Source organism: Paracidovorax wautersii, from assembly GCF_900113035.1.
GTDB classification, from domain to species: domain Bacteria; phylum Pseudomonadota; class Gammaproteobacteria; order Burkholderiales; family Burkholderiaceae_C; genus Paracidovorax; species Paracidovorax wautersii.
In genome coordinates this window covers 68,384-83,880 of the sequence record NZ_FONX01000010.1, presented here as the reverse complement: position 1 = coordinate 83,880, position 15,497 = coordinate 68,384, and the positions used below count along the sequence as shown (strand labels likewise).

The following is a 15,497-nucleotide window of genomic DNA, read 5'->3' as shown; positions in this document are numbered from 1 at the left end:
AGGAGAACCCCATGACGATCGCCGTCTTCCTCATCGCGCTGCTGGGCAGCATGGCCCTGGGCATGCCCATCGCGTTCTCGCTGCTGGCCTGCGGCGTGGCGCTGATGGTCCACCTGGGCAATTTCGACACGCAGATCCTCGCGCAGAACCTGCTCGAGGGCGTGAACAACTATCCGCTGATGGCCGTGCCCTTCTTCATGCTGGCCGGCGAGCTGATGAACGCCGGCGGCCTGTCGCGCCGCATCGTCTCGGTGGCAGAGGCCCTGGTGGGCCACGTGCGCGGCGGCCTGGGCTACGTGGCCATCCTGGCCTGCCTGATCGTGGCCAGCATCTCGGGCTCGGCCGTCGCCGACACCGCCGCCGTGGCGGCGCTGCTGATCCCGATGATGCGCAACGCCGGCTACAACGTGCCGCGCGCCTCGGGCCTCATCGCCGCCGGGGGCATCATCGCGCCGGTGGTGCCGCCCTCGATCCCGATCGTGGTGTTCGGCGTGGCGGCGCAGCTGTCCATCACCAAGCTGTTCCTCGCGGGCATCTTCCCCGGGATCATGATGGCGCTGGCGCTGGCCTTCACCTGGTGGCTGTGCGCCAAGAAGGAGAACGTGGCACCGGGCCGGCCCTTCGACGCGCGCGTGCTGGCCCGGGCCCTCTACGACGGCATCTGGGCGCTGATATTGCCGGGCGTGATCATCGGCGGCATGAAGTTCGGCATCTTCACGCCGACCGAGGCCGCCGTGGTGGCCGTGGTCTATGCGCTGCTGGCGGGCCTCTTCGTCTATCGCGAGCTCAAGCCCCGGCAGATCCCGCACCTGATGCTGGTGGCGGCCAAGACCTCCAGCACGGTGATGTTCCTCGTGGCGGCCGCCCTGGTGTCGGCCTGGCTCATCACCATCGCGGACATCCCCTCGCAGGCCACGGCGCTGCTGCAGCCCTTCATGGACAACAAGATCCTGCTGATGTTCGTGATCATGATCCTGGTGATCGTGGTGGGCACGGCGCTGGACCTGATGCCCACGGTGCTGATCCTCACGCCCATCCTCATGCCGGTGATCAAGCAGGCGGGCATCGACCCGATCTACTTCGGCGTGATGTTCATCATGAACAACGCCATCGGCCTGCTCACGCCGCCCGTGGGCACGGTGCTCAACGTGGTGGCCGGCGTGGCCAAGGCGCGGCTGGACGACGTCATCAAGGGCGTCTGGCCCTTCCTGCTGGCGCAGACCATCCTGATGTTCCTCTTCGTGCTGTTCCCGCAGCTCATCACGGTGCCGGCGAGCTGGTTCCGCTGACCTGAAAAAAGGCTTTTCCCCATGACCCGCGAAACCCTCCTGCTGGTGCAGAAATGTGCCCACACGTTCAGCTTCTACGACGCAGCCAGCCGCCGCGCCGAAAAGCACATCGTGGTCCCCAACTTCCCGCACGAGTTCGTCGTCGATCCGGTGCGGCAGCTCGCCTACGTGGGCCACTACGGCATCGAGACCGCCAGCCACCTCGGCGACGAGGGCGGGCACTCGGTGTTCGTGATCGACCTGCAGCGCCGCGAGCATGTGAAGACGCTGAACCTCTGGCCCTACTACCGCCCCCACGGGCTGGCGGTGGACGGCCGGGGCCGGCTCTTCGCCATGTCCGAGGCGCACAACGTGCTGCTGCGCTTTTCCGACCCGCTGGCGCGGCAGGTGCCGGACCTGGCCGTGCCCTCGGGCGGCTACAAGACCCACCTGTTCGCACTGACGCGCGATGCCGAGACGGCCTATGCGCTGAACCTGCTCTCCAACACCGTCACCAAGATCCGGCCCAACGACCCCACCTTCGCGCCCGTGGCCGTGGTGCCCGGCCCGGTGCCGGAGGGCAACGTGCTGTCGGCCGACGAGTCCCTGCTCTACGTCGCCAACCGGGGCGACGACACGCTGGTGGCCATCGACACGGCGCGCATGGCGGTGGTGGCCTCGGGCAGGACCCGGCGCGATCCGAACCGCGTCTATCGCTATCTGGGCAGCGACGGGCAGGACCGGCTGCTCACCACCAACTCGGGCGAGCAGAGCCTGTCGGTGTTCGGCACCGACCTCAAGGAGCAGCGCTGCGTCGAGCTGCCGGCCAACCCGCTGGCGCTGTCGTTCCACCCGAAGGAGCGCGCCGCCTACATCTCGTTCCAGGACGAGAAGGTGCGCCGCCTGAACCTGGACAGCTTCGCCTTCGAGCAGGAGATCGCCACGCTGCGCGAGCCCGATTCGTCCTACCTCTGGATCGCCTGATCCCCGCTGCACACGCACCCACGCACCACACGACAGGAGACAAGCATGCAAAGACACCACTTCCTGCGCGCACTGGCCGGCGCCGCGCTGGCCGCCCTGCTGGCAGCCCACGCGCAGGCACAGACCACGAAGCTGCGCATGGCGCATTCGGGCGCCGAGACCGAGACTCAGCACCTCGCGGCGCTGGAGTTCGCGCGGCAGGTCAAGGCCCGCACCAACGGCCAGATCGAGGTGCAGGTCTATGGTTCCAGCGCGCTGGGCAACGACAACACCGTGATCGGCGCGGTGCGCGGCGGCACGATCGATCTGGCGACCTCGGGCACGCCCTACTACACCGGCATGGTGGGCCGCATGAACGTGCTGGACCTGCCCTATCTCTTCACCAGCACCGAGCACGCCTACAAGGTGCTGGACGGCCCCATCGGCCGCAGCCTGCTGGACGAGCTCGAAGGCCACGGAATGAAAGGCCTGGCGTACTGGGAGGTGGGCTTCCGCAGCCTCACCAACTCGCGCCGCGCGGTGCGCACGCCCGACGACGTGAAGGGCCTGAAGATCCGCACCACGCCCAACCCGGCGCACATCAAGGCCTTCCAGATCCTGGGCGCCACGCCCACGCCCATGCCGCTGGCCGAGGTGTTCACCGCGCTGGAGAACAAGGCCGTGGACGGGCAGGAGAACCCCGTCAACATCGTGCGCAACAACAAGCTCTACGAGGTGCAGAAGTACATGTCCCTCACGCGCCACGCCTACACCGCCATGCCGGTCGTGATGAACAAGGCGAAGTTCGCGGCGCTCAAGCCCGAGCAGCAGCAGGCGCTGATCGACGCGGCCCGCGCGGCCGCCACCTTCCAGCGCGACCTGATCAGAAAGAGCGAGGCCGGCGATATCGCCTTCCTGCGCTCGCAGGGCATGCAGGTGGAGGAGAACGTCGATCCCGAGCCGTTCCACAAGCTGGTGGCCGAGCCCACGCAGCAGATGTTCGCCGACAAGTACGGCCGGCAGTTGATCGACGCCGTGCTGCAGGCACGTTGACATGGCCCTCGACGTGCATGACGAGGCAGCCGCCGAGCTGCCCGTGGTCGATGCCCATCACCACCTGTGGAGCTTCGCCCACGGCCGCTACCCCTGGCTGCAGAACGAGTACGACGCCGAACGCTTCTTCCTGGGCGACTACCGCGCCCTGTGCCAGGACTTCCTGCCCGCGCACTACCGCGCCGCCAGCGCCGGCTGCAACGTGGTGGCGACGGTGCATATCGAGGCCGAACGCGACCGTGGCGAGCAGGTGGCCGAAACCGCCTGGCTGCACGCCCTGCACGCGGAGCACGGTTTTCCCAACGCCGTGGTGGCCCACGCTTGGCTGGACCGGCCCGAGACCGAGGAACGTCTGCGCGAGCACTTGCGCTACCCCCTGGTGCGTGGCATCCGCAGCAAGCCCGTCACGGCGCCGACGCCCGACGCCAGCGTGCGGGGCCAGCCCGGCACCATGCAGGACGAGGTCTGGCTGCGCGGCCTGGCCCTGCTGCCCGGACTGGGCCTGAGCTGGGACCTGCGCGTGCCCAGCTGGCACCTGGCCGAGGCGGCCGAGGTCGCCGCGATGTTCCCGCAGCTGGCCATCGTGCTCAACCACCACGGCTTCGCCTGGGACCGCAGCGAAGCCGGCCTGCAGCGCTGGCGCCAGGGCATGGAACGGCTGGCGCGCGAACCCAACGTCCACGTCAAGCTCTCGGAATTCGGGCTCAGGGACAGCCCCTGGATCGAGGCCGACAACGCCCGCATCGTGCGCGAGACGCTGGACATCTTCGGCTGGCAGCGCTGCATGTTCGCCAGCAACTTCCCCGTCGCGGGCCTGCGCATCGGCTACCGCGAACTGGTGGCCGCCATGCGCCGCATGACCGCCCACCTCGGCCCCGAACGGCAGCGCGCCGTGCTGTGCGACAACGCGCTGCGCTTCTACCGAATCCGCCTATGAATGCCGACCTGCAGGCCGCGCGCGAGGAATTCCTGGCGACGCAGGACGACCGGCTGCTGCCCATCGTCGATGCCCACCATCATTTCTGGGATCTGGGCCGCAACCCCCACCCCTGGCTGCAGCAGGAGCCGCCGGTGGCCTTCCGCTACGGCGACTACCGCGCCATCCGCCGCGACTTCCTGCCCGCGCATTACCGGGCGAGCCAGGGCACGCACCGCGTGCTGCGCCATGTGCTGATGGAAGGCGAATGGGATCCGCGCGACCCGACCGGCGAGGCCCTGTGGGTGGATGCGCTGGCCCGCGAGACCGGCAAGCCCCACGCCCTGGCGGCCCAGGCCTGGCTGGACGGCCCGGCGCTGGACGCGCAGCTGGAAGCCTATGCCCGCCTGCCGCTGGTGCGCAGCGTGCGCCACAAGCCGCGCAGCGTGCCACGTGCCGAGCACCATGCGGGCTACGCGGCGCACGGTTCCATGCGCTGCCAGCGCTGGCGCGCCGGCTATGCGCGGCTGGAGGGCGCCGGCCTGATGTTCGAGCTGCAGGCACCCTGGTGGCACTTCGGCGAGGCGGCCGAGCTGGCCCGCGATTTCCCCCGTACCCGGATCGTCGTGAACCACACCGGCCTGCCCGCCGAGCGCGATGCCGAATCGCTCGCGGCCTGGCGCGCCGCGCTCGAAGTGCTGGCGCGCGAGCCGCAGGTCTTCCTCAAGATCTCGGGCCTGGGCGTGCCCGGCCGCCGCTGGACGCCGGAACTGCAGGCGCCCGTGGTGCACGACGCGATCAGCATCTTCGGCTGGGAGCGCTGCATGTTCGCCAGCAACCATCCCGTCGATGCGCTGGTCGCTCCGCTCGACCGGATCTTCCAGGGCTTCAAGCAGCTCACCGCCGCGCGGCCCGCGCGGCAGCGGCTGGCGCTGTTCTGCGACAACGCCGCCGGGCTGTACGGGCTCGACTGAGCGGTCCCCATCCCACAACGACTATCGGAGACAACGACCATGCAACCCTTCTGGAAGATCGCGCTGGCGGCTGCCGCCATCGCAGCCAGCGCCCTGTCCGGTGCGCAGGAAATCAAGGCCCGCTTCGGCACCAGCCTGCCCGACAGCCACCCGCAGACGCTGGGCGCACGCAAATTCGCCGAACGGGTGGAAGCGAAGACGGCCGGCCGCATCAAGGTGGCGGTGTATTCGGCCGGCCAACTGGGCAGCGACCTGCAGATGCAGGCCGCGCTGCAGGGCGGCACGCAGGAATTCGCCGCGCCCTCCACCGCCACGCTGGCCGGCCTGGTCAAGGACTTCGGCGTGCTGGGCCTGCCCTTTTCGTTCGCCGACGAGAAGGAAGCCGATGCCGTGCTCGACGGCCCCCTCGGCCGCAAGCTGCTGGCACAACTGCCCGCTCGCGGCCTGGTGGGCCTGGCATTCTGGGAAAACGGCTTCCGCAACGTGACCAACAACAAGCGCCCCATCGTGCGCGCCGAAGACATCGCGGGCCTGAAGGTGCGCACCATGCAGAACAGCCTCTACATCGACATGTTCAGCGGGCTGGGCGCGAACGCCGTGCCCATGTCCGTCACCGAACTGTTCACCGCGCTGGAGTCGCACGCCGTGGATGCGCAGGAGAACCCCTACACCGTGGTCCATGCGCAGAAGTTCTACGACGTGCAGAAATACCTCTCCACCACCGGCCATGCCTATGACGCGCTGGCGCTGATCGTCTCGAAGAAGTTCTGGGACCGGCTCTCCGCCGCGGACCGCCAGGCCGTCCAGGCCGCCGCGGCCGAAGCCACCGTGTATGAGCGCACCACCAGCCGCGCACTCAACGCCCAACTGCGCGCCGAGCTGGCCCACCTGGGCATGCAGATCAACGACGTGTCGCCGCAGGAGCGCGCCCGCATGCGCGAGAAGCTGCAGCCCGTCATCGCAAAGTACACGGCCGGCGCGGGCGAAGAGACCGCGCGCGAGTTCTTCGCGGCCATCGAGCAGGCCCGCAAGCCCTGAAGACCTGTCCGCGGCGAGGGCCGAACGATTTCCACCACCTGCATCGAAAGCACCATGCAACAGCATCAGTCCACACATTCACAGCCCACGGGCGAGATGGTCATCGGCGCCGCCACGGTGCGCGGCACCGAAGGCAGCCAGCGCGCCTTCGACCCCGCGCGCAACAGCGAGATCGCCGAGCCTGTCTTCGGGCTGGGCGGCGCGGCGGAAGTCGAGCGCGCCTGCGCCCTGGCACGCGAGGCCTTCGACCCGTACCGTGCCCTGCCGCTGGAACGCCGGGCGGCCTTCCTCGAAGCCATCGCCGACCGCATCATGGGTCTGGGCGATACGCTCATCGCCCGCGCCCAGGCCGAAAGCGGCCTGCCCGCAGCCCGCCTGCAGGGCGAGCGCGGCCGCACCGTCGGCCAACTGCGCATGTTCGCCCAGGTGGTGCGCGACGGCCACTTCCTGCGGGCGACCATCGACCCGGCCCAGCCCGGGCGCCAGCCGCTGCCGCGCTCCGACCTGCGCCTAGCCAAGATCCCGCTCGGCCCGGTCGCAGTGTTCGGTGCCAGCAACTTCCCGCTGGCCTTCTCGGTGGCAGGCGGCGACACCGCCGCAGCCCTGGCCGCAGGAGCGCCGGTGGTGGTGAAGGCCCACGGCGCCCATCTGGGCACATCGGAGCTGGTGGGCCGCGCGATCCAGCAGGCGGTGGCCGATTGCGGCCTGCCGGAGGGCGTGTTCTCGCTGCTGATCGGCGCAGGCCGCCAGCTGGGCGAGGCGCTGGTGGCGCATCCGGCGATCAAGGCGGTGGGCTTCACCGGCTCGCGCCAGGGTGGCCTGGCACTGGTGCGGGTGGCCAACGCGCGGCCCGAGCCGATCCCGGTCTATGCGGAGATGAGCAGCATCAATCCGGTCTTCCTGTTCCCTGCGGCGCTTGCGGCACGCGCCGAAGCCATCGGCCAGGGCTTCGCGGATTCGCTCACGATGGGCGCGGGCCAGTTCTGCACCAACCCGGGCCTGGTGATCGCCATCGACGGCCCGGACCTGCAGCGCTTCGTCAGGGCAGCGAGCGCAGCGCTGGCGGCCAAACCGGCGCAGACCATGCTGACGCCGGGCATCCACCAAGCCTATGCCGCCGGCACGGCCCAGGTCGATGGCGTGGCGGGAGTGGAGAAGGTCGCAGCCGGCCTGGCCGCCGGCGAGATGCCCAACGCCGCAAGCGCGGCCCTCTACGCGACCGATGCGCAGCAGCTGCTGTCGTCACCCGCGCTGATGGAAGAGATGTTCGGGCCGGCCTCCATCGTGGTGCGCTGCCGCAGCCTGGACGAGATGCACGCGGTGGCCGAACACCTGGAAGGCCAGCTGACCGCAACGCTGCAGATCGACGCGGGCGACCATGCCGAGGCGGCGCGCCTGCTGCCGGTGCTCGAACGCAAGGCTGGCCGCATCCTGGCCAACGGTTATCCGACGGGGGTGGAGGTCTGCCAGGCGATGGTGCATGGCGGGCCCTTCCCCTCGACCTCGAACGCGATGTTCACCTCGGTGGGAGCCACCGCCATCGACCGCTTCCTGCGGCCGGTGTGCTATCAGGACCTGCCCGACGGCCTGCGCCCCGCAGCGCTGCAGGACGGCAATCCGCTCGCTCTCTGGCGCCTGGTGGACGGCGCGCTCGTGCAGCCCTGAGAGGTCGCGCCCGGGTGGAAGAAGGCGCGGGAGTCTTCCACCGCCCCATTGGCATGTGCGTGATGCGCTTGCCATGCCACGGCGCTTCCCGCGTCTAGCGGTTGCCGCGCAGGTCCGGTTCTTCCGCCGCCACGAGGACCTTGGCGAGCGGCTCGGCCACGTGCCGGTGGTGGCAGGCCATGAGGGCGCACGGGCGTGCCTGTCATGCTTTGTGATGATTTGCCACGCGCGCTTCACCACGGCAGCGTCGGCTTGGCGCACCATATGCCCCATCTCCGTCAAGCCACGAAGGAGCCGCCATGTTCCGACGCCGTTCCCCGTCTGCCGCCCTACCCCTCGCGCTCAGCGGGACGGCCATGGCCCGCCCCGTCTGGCACAGCGCCGCCGCCACCCTGCTGCTGGCGGGCCTGCTTTCCGGCTGCCAGGCCCAGCGGCGGCTGCACGAGGGCGATGGCGGCGGCGGCCTTGGCGAATCGCTGCGCAGCCGCTGGGCCGAGCGCGTGCAGGGCCCGGCGGCCTCGGCCGGCGCGCTGCCGGCCGGGGTGCGCAGGATCGCCGACCTGCCCTACGGCGGCGATGCGCGCCAGCGCATGGATGTGTACCTGCCGCCCGCGGGCGCCCTGCCCCCGGGCCAGCGCGCGCCGGTGATCTTCATGGTGCATGGCGGCGCCTGGCGCACGGGCGACAAGGCCATGCCGAAGGTGGTGGAACACAAAATCGCGCGCTGGGTGGCGCGGGGCTTCGTGCTCGTTTCCATCAACTACCGCATGCTGCCGGGCACGCCCGTGGCGCAGCAGGCGCAGGACGTGGCCCTGGCGCTGGCCGCCGCGCAGCGGCACGCGAGCGATTGGGGCGCGGACGCGGGCCGCTTCATCCTCATGGGGCATTCGGCCGGGGCGCATCTGGTGGCGCTGATCAACGCCCAGCCGGCGGCCGCGCTGCGCGGGGGCGCCCAGCCCTGGCTGGGCACGGTGGTGCTGGACAGCGCCGTGCTCGACGTGCCGCAGTACATGGCGCAGCCGCATGTGCGGCTCTACGACGAGGCTTTCGGCAGCGACCCGGCCCTCTGGCGGCAGCTGTCGCCCGCCGACCAGCTGGTGGCGGGCGCCCCGCCCTACCAGTTCGTCTGCTCCACCGAGCGGCGCGATCGCCCCTGCCCGCAGGCCGAGGCCATGGCCCGCCGGGTGCGTGCCCTGGGCGGCCGCGCCAGCGTGCTGCCGCAGCCGCTGAGCCACGGCGACATCAACGGCGAGCTGGGCCTGGAAAGCGCCTACACCCGGGCCGTGGAGGCCTTCATGGCCTCGCTGGACCCGCTGGTGGCGCAGCGCCTGCCGCGCTGAGCGGCTGGCTGCGCGCGCCCGGCGCCGCGCCGCGGCCTCATCAGGCCAGGTAGCGCTGCAGGTAGCGCCCGGTGTGGCTGGCCGGGTTGGCCGCCACCGCTTCGGGCGTGCCTTCGGCCACCACGGTGCCGCCGCCGGCGCCGCCTTCGGGGCCCATGTCGATGATCCAGTCGGCGGTCTTGATGACGTCGAGGTTGTGCTCGATCACGACGATGGTGTTGCCCGCGTCGCGCAGCTGGTGCAGCACCTTGAGCAGCAGGTCGATGTCGGCGAAGTGCAGACCGGTGGTGGGCTCGTCGAGGATGTAGAGCGTGCGGCCGGTATCGCGCTTGGAGAGTTCCTGCGCGAGCTTGACGCGCTGCGCCTCGCCGCCCGAGAGCGTGGTGGCCGACTGGCCCAGGCGCAGGTACGACAGACCCACGTCCAGCAGCGTCTGCAGCTTGCGGGCGATCGCGGGCACGTCCTGGAAGAAGGCGTGGGCGTCTTCCACCGTCAGGTCGAGGATCTGCGCGATGTTCTTGCCCTTCCAGAGCACTTCCAGCGTCTCGCGGTTGTAGCGCTGGCCGTGGCAGACGTCGCAGGGCACGTAGACGTCGGGCAGGAAGTGCATCTCCACCTTGACCACGCCGTCGCCCTGGCAGGCCTCGCAGCGGCCGCCGGCCACGTTGAAGGAAAAGCGCCCGGGGCCGTAGCCGCGTTCGCGGGCGGTGTTGGTCTCGGCCATCAGTTCGCGGATGGGCGTGAACAGGCCCGTGTAGGTGGCCGGGTTGCTGCGCGGCGTGCGGCCGATGGGCGACTGATCGACATTGATGACCTTGTCGAAGTATTCGATGCCCTCGATGGCCTCGTGCGGCGCGGGCTCGTCGTGGGCGCGGTAGAGCTGGCGCGCCACGGCCTTGTGCAGCGTGTCGTTGACCAGCGTGCTCTTGCCCGAGCCGGACACGCCCGTCACGCAGGTGAAGAGGCCCACGGGGAATTCGACGCTCACGTCCTTCAGGCTGTGGCCGGTGGCGCCCACCACGCGCAGGGCCTGCAGGCGGCCCTGGGTGGCGCGGTGTTCGGCCAGGCGCTCGGCGCGGCGGCGGCTGGCGTCGGTTTCGGGGAAGCGGGGCTTGCCGCTGCTGCCGCTCTTCTTCTCGGGCTCGGGCGCGGCGCCGCTGCCTTCGAGCACCGGCAGCCAGGGCGTGCGCCGCGCGGGCACGGCGATGGTGCGTGCGCCCGACAGGTACTGGCCGGTGAGCGATGCGGGGTTGGCGCGCACCTGGTCGTAGGTGCCCTGAGCCATGACGCGGCCGCCATGCACGCCGGCGCCCGGGCCCATGTCCACCACGTGGTCGGCGGCGCGCATCATGTCTTCGTCGTGCTCGACCACGATCACGCTGTTGCCGATGTCGCGCAGGTGCTGCAGCGTGGCGATGAGGCGGTCGTTGTCGCGCTGGTGCAGGCCGATGCTGGGCTCGTCGAGCACGTACATCACGCCGGTGAGGCCGGAGCCGATCTGGCTGGCCAGGCGGATGCGCTGGGCTTCGCCGCCGGAGAGCGTCTCGGCGCTGCGGTCCAGGCTCAGGTAGTTGAGGCCCACGTCGTTCAGGAAGGTGAGGCGCGTGGCGATCTCGCGCACCACCTTGCTGGCGATGTCGGCCTTGGCGCCGGTGAGCGAGAGCGTCTCGAACCAGGCCAGGGCCTCGGCCAGCGTGGCGCGGCTCACCTCGTAGATGGCGCGGGCCTGGTCGCCCTCGCCCACGAAGACGTGGCGCGCCTCGATGCGCAGGCGCGTGCCGTGGCAGTCCGGGCAGGGCTGGGTGCTGCGCAGGCGGGCCAGGTCTTCGCGCACGACGACCGAATCGGTCTCGCGGTAGCGGCGCGCCATGTTCGGCAGGATGCCTTCGAAGGGGTGCTTCTTGATGACGGCGCGGCCCTTGTTGGCGCCGCTGTCCAGGATGTAGCTGAAGGCGATCTCTTCCTCGCCGGAGCCGTAGAGCACGGCCTGCTGCACGCGCTCGGGCAGCGATTCGAAGGGTGCCTCCACATCGAAGCCGTAGTGCGCCGCCAGGCTCTCCAGCATGGCGAAGTAGTAGCCGTTGCGCCGGTCCCAGCCCTTGATGGCGCCGCTGGCGAGGCTGAGCGAGGGGAAGGCCACCACCCGCGCCGGATCGAACACCTCCTGCTGGCCCAGGCCGTCGCAGGTGGGGCAGGCGCCCATGGGGGCGTTGAACGAGAAGAGGCGCGGCTCCAGCTCGGGCAGCGAGAAGCCGCAGATGGGGCAGGCGAACTTGGCGGAGAAGAGGTGCTCGCGGCCCGAATCCATCTCCAACGCCAGCACGCGGCCGTTGCCGTCGGCGCCGGCCGCCTCCTGGCCCACGCGCAGCGCGGCCTCGAAGCTCTCGGCCAGGCGCTGGCGGAATCCGCCGCTGGCCTGCGGTTCGGTGTCGGCGCGCACCTTCAGCCGGTCGATCACCACATCGATGTCGTGCTTCTCGGTCTTCTTGAGCGGCGGCAGGTTCTCCACCTCGTGGATCTGGCCGTCCACGCGGAAGCGCACGTAGCCCAGCGCCTGCATCTGCGTGAAGAGCTCGGTGAACTCGCCCTTCTTGTCGCGCGCCACCGGGGCCAGCACCATGAGGCGCGTGTCCTCGGGCAGGGCCAGCACGATGTCCACCATCTGGCTCACGGTCTGCGCGGCCAGCGGCAGGCCGTGCTCGGGGCAATGCGGCGTGCCGGCGCGGGCATAGAGCAGGCGCAGGTAGTCGTGGATCTCGGTGACCGTGCCCACGGTGGAACGCGGGTTGTGGCTGGTGGCCTTCTGCTCGATGGAGATCGCGGGCGAGAGGCCCTCGATCAGATCGACGTCGGGCTTGTCCAGCCGGCCCAGGAACTGCCGCGCATAGGCCGACAGGCTCTCCACGTAGCGGCGCTGGCCTTCGGCATAGAGCGTGTCGAACGCCAGGCTGGACTTGCCCGAGCCCGACAGCCCGGTGATGACCACCAGCTGGTTGCGTGGCAGGTCCAGGTCGATGTTCTTCAGGTTGTGGGTGCGCGCACCCCGGATGCTGATGCGCTGCTCGCGCAGGGCGCGGGCCAGGTAGGTGCCGCTCTCGGGCAGGGCCGGGGCAGAAGCGGCGGCGTCAACATCGTGGGCAGGGGTGGTCACGGCGGGAAACGGTGGAAAAAGGTCAACCGGCCATCATAGGGGACGGCCCCGTTGCCTGCAGGGCGGCGCCCGGGTGCCGGCCGGGGGGTATCGTCCATTCACTACCAAAACCATAGCTGCCTGCGCAGGCAGGACAAGCGCAGGAGCCGGTTTTGGCCTCAAACGGCCACGCCCGCGGCGGCCGCCCCCGGGGCGATGCGCGAGAATCGCGGCTTCGCCCCCCGGGGGGCACCCCCACGATCCTCGCCAAGATAGGCGCACCCACCACCGTGCAGGACTCTTCCACGCCCTCTTCCCCGGCGGCCTCCACGCCTTCCGCCGGAGCCGCCGCCCCCACGGCCACCACCATGACCCCGCTGGAGCGCCGCTCCAGCCTGAGCCTGGCGCTGATCTTCGCGCTGCGCATGCTGGGGCTCTTCCTCGTGCTGCCGGTGTTCGCGCTGGAAGCGCGCAAATACCCCGGCGGCGACGACCCCGCCCTGGTCGGGCTGGCCATGGGTATCTACGGGCTCACCCAGGCCGTGCTGCAGCTGCCGCTGGGCCTGGCCTCCGACCGCTTCGGCCGCAAGCGCGTGATCGTGCTGGGCCTGCTGGTGTTCGCCGCCGGCAGCCTGGTGGCGGCGCTGGCCGATTCGCTCACCGGCCTGCTCTGGGGCCGCGCGCTGCAGGGCGCGGGCGCGGTGTCGGCCGCCGTCACCGCCCTGCTGGCCGACCAGACCCGTGACGGCGTGCGCACCAAGGCCATGGCGCTGGTGGGCGGCAGCATCGGCCTGATGTTCGCCGTGGCCCTGGTGGCCGCGCCGCCGCTGGCCGCCCGCTTCGGCCTGGGCGGCCTGTTCGGGCTGACCTGCGCGCTGGCGCTGGCCGGCATCGCCACCGTGCTGTGGGTGGTGCCGCCCGAGCCCGCGCGCCACACCGCCTCGCCGCGCGGCGGGCTGGCGCGCGTCTTCGCCCACCCGGATCTGCTGCGCCTGAACCTGGGCGTCTTCGTGCTGCACACGGTGCAGCTGTCGATGTGGGTGGCCGTGCCCGCGCTGCTGGTGCAGGCCGGCCTGCCCAAGGCCGAGCACTGGCACCTCTACCTGCCGGCCGTGGTGGCCTCGTTCGTACTGATGGGCGGGCTCTTCGCGCTGGAGCGCGCCGGCCGCCTGCGCGCAGCGCTGCTGGGCGCCATCGGCCTGGTGCTGCTGGTGCAGGCCGGGCTGGGCTGGGCGGCGGCGGCCGGCGCGCCCGCCCCGCTGTGGGCGCTGGGCGGGCTGCTGTTTCTCTTCTTCTGCGGCTTCAATGCGCTGGAGGCCAGCCAGCCCAGCCTGGTGTCGCGCACCGCGCCGCCCGAAGTGCGCGGCGCCGCCCTGGGCACCTACAACACGCTGCAGTCGCTGGGCCTGTTCGCGGGCGGCGCCCTGGGCGGCACGCTGCTGCGCTTCGGCGGCGCGCCCAGCCTGTTCGCGGTGACGGGCGCTTTGTGCCTGGCCTGGCTGGCCCTGGCCTGGGGCATGCGGCCGGTGCCTGCGGCGCAGCACCGCTGAATCGAGGGCGGCCCCCGGGCGCTGCCCGGCTCCCCGCCCCCGCTCAGCGGCCTTCCGGCGGGCGTTCCTGGGGCAGGGGCTCGCCCTCGGGCCCGGGCTTGGCCGGCTCCGCCTCTTGCGGCTCGCCCTCTTCGGGGAAGGTATCCGGCAGATGCGCCGCGCTCAGCATGGCGGCGGCCAGCGTCTCGTAGAGCGGCCGCGCCAGCATGCGCGAGATCAGGCTGGCCAGCATGGCCGAAGACATCAGACTCAGCACCAGCGCCTGGCCGTCCACCATCTCCATCACGATGATGAAGGACGTGAGCGGCGCCTGCGTCACCGCCGCCAGAAAGGCCGCCATGCCCATGGCGATGAGCGCCGGGGCGATGTCGCCGCCGCCCATCAGCACCGCCACGTTGTGGCCCACGCCCGCGCCGATGGAGAGCGACGGCGCGAAGATGCCGCCGGGCACGCCGGCCCAGGCCGTGAGCCAGGTGGCGATGAACTTGAGCGTGACGTAGAAGGCCGGCACGTCGGCCTCGCCCGCCAGCATGTGCTTGACGGCCTCGGAGCCCGCGCCGAAGGTGGCGCCGCCAGTCACCAGCCCGATCACCGCCACCGCCAGGCCGGCAACGGCGGCGAAGCGCACCGGCCAGCGCGCGCGCCAGCGGTTGAAACGGTTGGGCGCGCCGGTCAGCGAATCGGCCAGCAGCTTGGCGAAGAGCCCGCCCAGCACGCCGCAGACCAGCGACACGGCCAGGCCCGGCAGGAAGGCGTCCCAGCCCAGGCGCGTGACCAGGATGCGGCCGAAGTAGCTCAGGTTGCCGAACACCGACACGCCCATCAGGCCGGCCAGCACGATGGCCGCGATGATCAGGCCGCTGCTGCGCGACTCGAACTTGCGCGTCAGCTCTTCGATGGCGAACACCACCCCCGCCAGCGGCGCATTGAACGCGGCGGCGATCCCGGCCGCGCCGCCCGCCACCAGCAGGCCGTAGGGCGTGATGCCCGAACGCGGCCCGAACCAGCGGCGGCCGTGGTGCATCACGCCGGCGGCCACCTGCACCGCCGGCCCCTCGCGGCCGGTGGACAGGCCCGCCAGAAACCCCAGGGACGTGAGCACCGCCTTGGCGAACGACAGCCACAGCGACACGAAACGGCCCCGGTCCTTTTCGGTCAGACCGGTCTGCAGCGCCGCCGCCACCTGCGGAATGCCCGAGCCCGCGGCGTTGGCCGCCCAGCGCCGCGTGGCCCACACCACGAAGGCGGTGATGGCCGGCGTCCACAGCAGCACGAACCAGCCGCCCTGCCAGTGATAGACCTTCATGAAGATGCCGAACGCCCATTCGGCCAGCATGGTGAAGGCCACCACGCACAGGCCCGCCGCCACCGCATAGGCCAGCACGATGCTGCGGTCCAGCCAGCGGCGGCCGTCGCGAAACTCCGCGCGCAGGTTGTCCAGGAAGTTGGGTTCTCGTTGCATGGCGGAAGCGGGGGAGAAGAGACGAAACGGCGGAGGAATCGGAAAAAGGCACGGGGCCGATGGCCGGCGCTCCGGGTGCGCGGGCGCGGCGCGGGCCCGCGCGCAAGACGGCCATTGTGGCACCCGCGCCGCAATGCT

11 protein-coding genes are annotated in these 15,497 nt (G+C 70.9%); 9 read left to right on the top strand and 2 right to left on the bottom strand.

Annotated elements, in window-relative coordinates; translation table 11 throughout:
* Positions 1-11: 11 nt before the first annotated feature.
* From BM070_RS15090 to BM070_RS15055, 8 genes are all read left to right on the top strand, one after another.
* A complete protein-coding gene (locus BM070_RS15090; protein WP_092940245.1) occupies positions 12-1,289 on the top strand; it encodes a TRAP transporter large permease subunit in 1,278 nt (425 codons plus the stop codon).
* A 21-nt stretch (positions 1,290-1,310) separates the two neighbouring features.
* Complete coding sequence (locus BM070_RS15085) at positions 1,311-2,252, top strand: YncE family protein (RefSeq protein ID WP_092940244.1); 942 nt, start codon at positions 1,311-1,313, stop codon at positions 2,250-2,252.
* A 45-nt stretch (positions 2,253-2,297) separates the two neighbouring features.
* A complete protein-coding gene (locus BM070_RS15080) occupies positions 2,298-3,284 on the top strand; it encodes a TRAP transporter substrate-binding protein (protein WP_092940243.1) in 987 nt (328 codons plus the stop codon).
* A gap of 1 nt (position 3,285) precedes the next feature.
* Positions 3,286-4,221, top strand: a complete 936-nt coding sequence (locus tag BM070_RS15075) for an amidohydrolase family protein (protein WP_092940242.1) — start codon at positions 3,286-3,288, stop codon at positions 4,219-4,221.
* Positions 4,218-5,174, top strand: coding sequence for an amidohydrolase family protein (locus BM070_RS15070; RefSeq protein WP_092940241.1), 957 nt, complete (start codon positions 4,218-4,220; stop codon positions 5,172-5,174). Before BM070_RS15075 ends, BM070_RS15070 begins: the two co-directional genes overlap by 4 nt.
* A gap of 39 nt (positions 5,175-5,213) precedes the next feature.
* A complete protein-coding gene (locus BM070_RS15065; RefSeq protein ID WP_092940240.1) occupies positions 5,214-6,212 on the top strand; it encodes a TRAP transporter substrate-binding protein in 999 nt (332 codons plus the stop codon).
* Positions 6,213-6,266: 54 nt separating this feature from the next.
* Positions 6,267-7,877 (top strand): aldehyde dehydrogenase (NADP(+)), encoded by a 1,611-nt coding sequence (locus tag BM070_RS15060; protein ID WP_092940239.1) that lies wholly within the window; start codon positions 6,267-6,269, stop codon positions 7,875-7,877.
* 299 nt (positions 7,878-8,176) lie between these two features.
* Positions 8,177-9,217: an alpha/beta hydrolase gene (locus BM070_RS15055; RefSeq protein WP_245785242.1), complete on the top strand. Its 1,041-nt coding sequence runs from the start codon at positions 8,177-8,179 to the stop codon at positions 9,215-9,217.
* A 40-nt stretch (positions 9,218-9,257) separates the two neighbouring features.
* Here the strand turns inward: BM070_RS15055 and uvrA are convergent, their stop codons facing one another.
* Positions 9,258-12,368 carry an excinuclease ABC subunit UvrA gene (gene uvrA / locus BM070_RS15050; protein WP_434803192.1) on the bottom strand — a complete coding sequence of 1,037 codons (3,111 nt, stop codon included), beginning with the start codon at positions 12,366-12,368 and terminating at the stop codon, positions 9,258-9,260.
* A 347-nt stretch (positions 12,369-12,715) separates the two neighbouring features.
* Between uvrA and BM070_RS15045 the strand changes: the two genes are divergently transcribed.
* Complete coding sequence (locus tag BM070_RS15045) at positions 12,716-13,897, top strand: MFS transporter (RefSeq protein ID WP_092940237.1); 1,182 nt, start codon at positions 12,716-12,718, stop codon at positions 13,895-13,897.
* Between the two features lie 43 nt (positions 13,898-13,940).
* Here BM070_RS15045 and BM070_RS15040 read toward each other — a convergent pair whose 3' ends face one another.
* Complete coding sequence (locus BM070_RS15040) at positions 13,941-15,359, bottom strand: chloride channel protein (protein WP_092940236.1); 1,419 nt, start codon at positions 15,357-15,359, stop codon at positions 13,941-13,943.
* Between the last annotated feature and the right edge of the window lie 138 nt (positions 15,360-15,497).

Coding starts and splice junctions, on each gene's coding strand:
- BM070_RS15070 (WP_092940241.1), top strand. CDS start 4,218: ATGAATGCCGACCTGCAGGCCGCGCGCGAGGAATTCCTGGCGACGCAG.
- BM070_RS15090 (WP_092940245.1), top strand. CDS start 12: ATGACGATCGCCGTCTTCCTCATCGCGCTGCTGGGCAGCATGGCCCTG.
- BM070_RS15060 (WP_092940239.1), top strand. CDS start 6,267: ATGCAACAGCATCAGTCCACACATTCACAGCCCACGGGCGAGATGGTC.
- BM070_RS15085 (WP_092940244.1), top strand. CDS start 1,311: ATGACCCGCGAAACCCTCCTGCTGGTGCAGAAATGTGCCCACACGTTC.
- BM070_RS15045 (WP_092940237.1), top strand. CDS start 12,716: ATGACCCCGCTGGAGCGCCGCTCCAGCCTGAGCCTGGCGCTGATCTTC.
- BM070_RS15055 (WP_245785242.1), top strand. CDS start 8,177: ATGTTCCGACGCCGTTCCCCGTCTGCCGCCCTACCCCTCGCGCTCAGC.
- BM070_RS15040 (WP_092940236.1), bottom strand. CDS start 15,359: ATGCAACGAGAACCCAACTTCCTGGACAACCTGCGCGCGGAGTTTCGC.
- BM070_RS15075 (WP_092940242.1), top strand. CDS start 3,286: ATGGCCCTCGACGTGCATGACGAGGCAGCCGCCGAGCTGCCCGTGGTC.
- BM070_RS15065 (WP_092940240.1), top strand. CDS start 5,214: ATGCAACCCTTCTGGAAGATCGCGCTGGCGGCTGCCGCCATCGCAGCC.
- BM070_RS15080 (WP_092940243.1), top strand. CDS start 2,298: ATGCAAAGACACCACTTCCTGCGCGCACTGGCCGGCGCCGCGCTGGCC.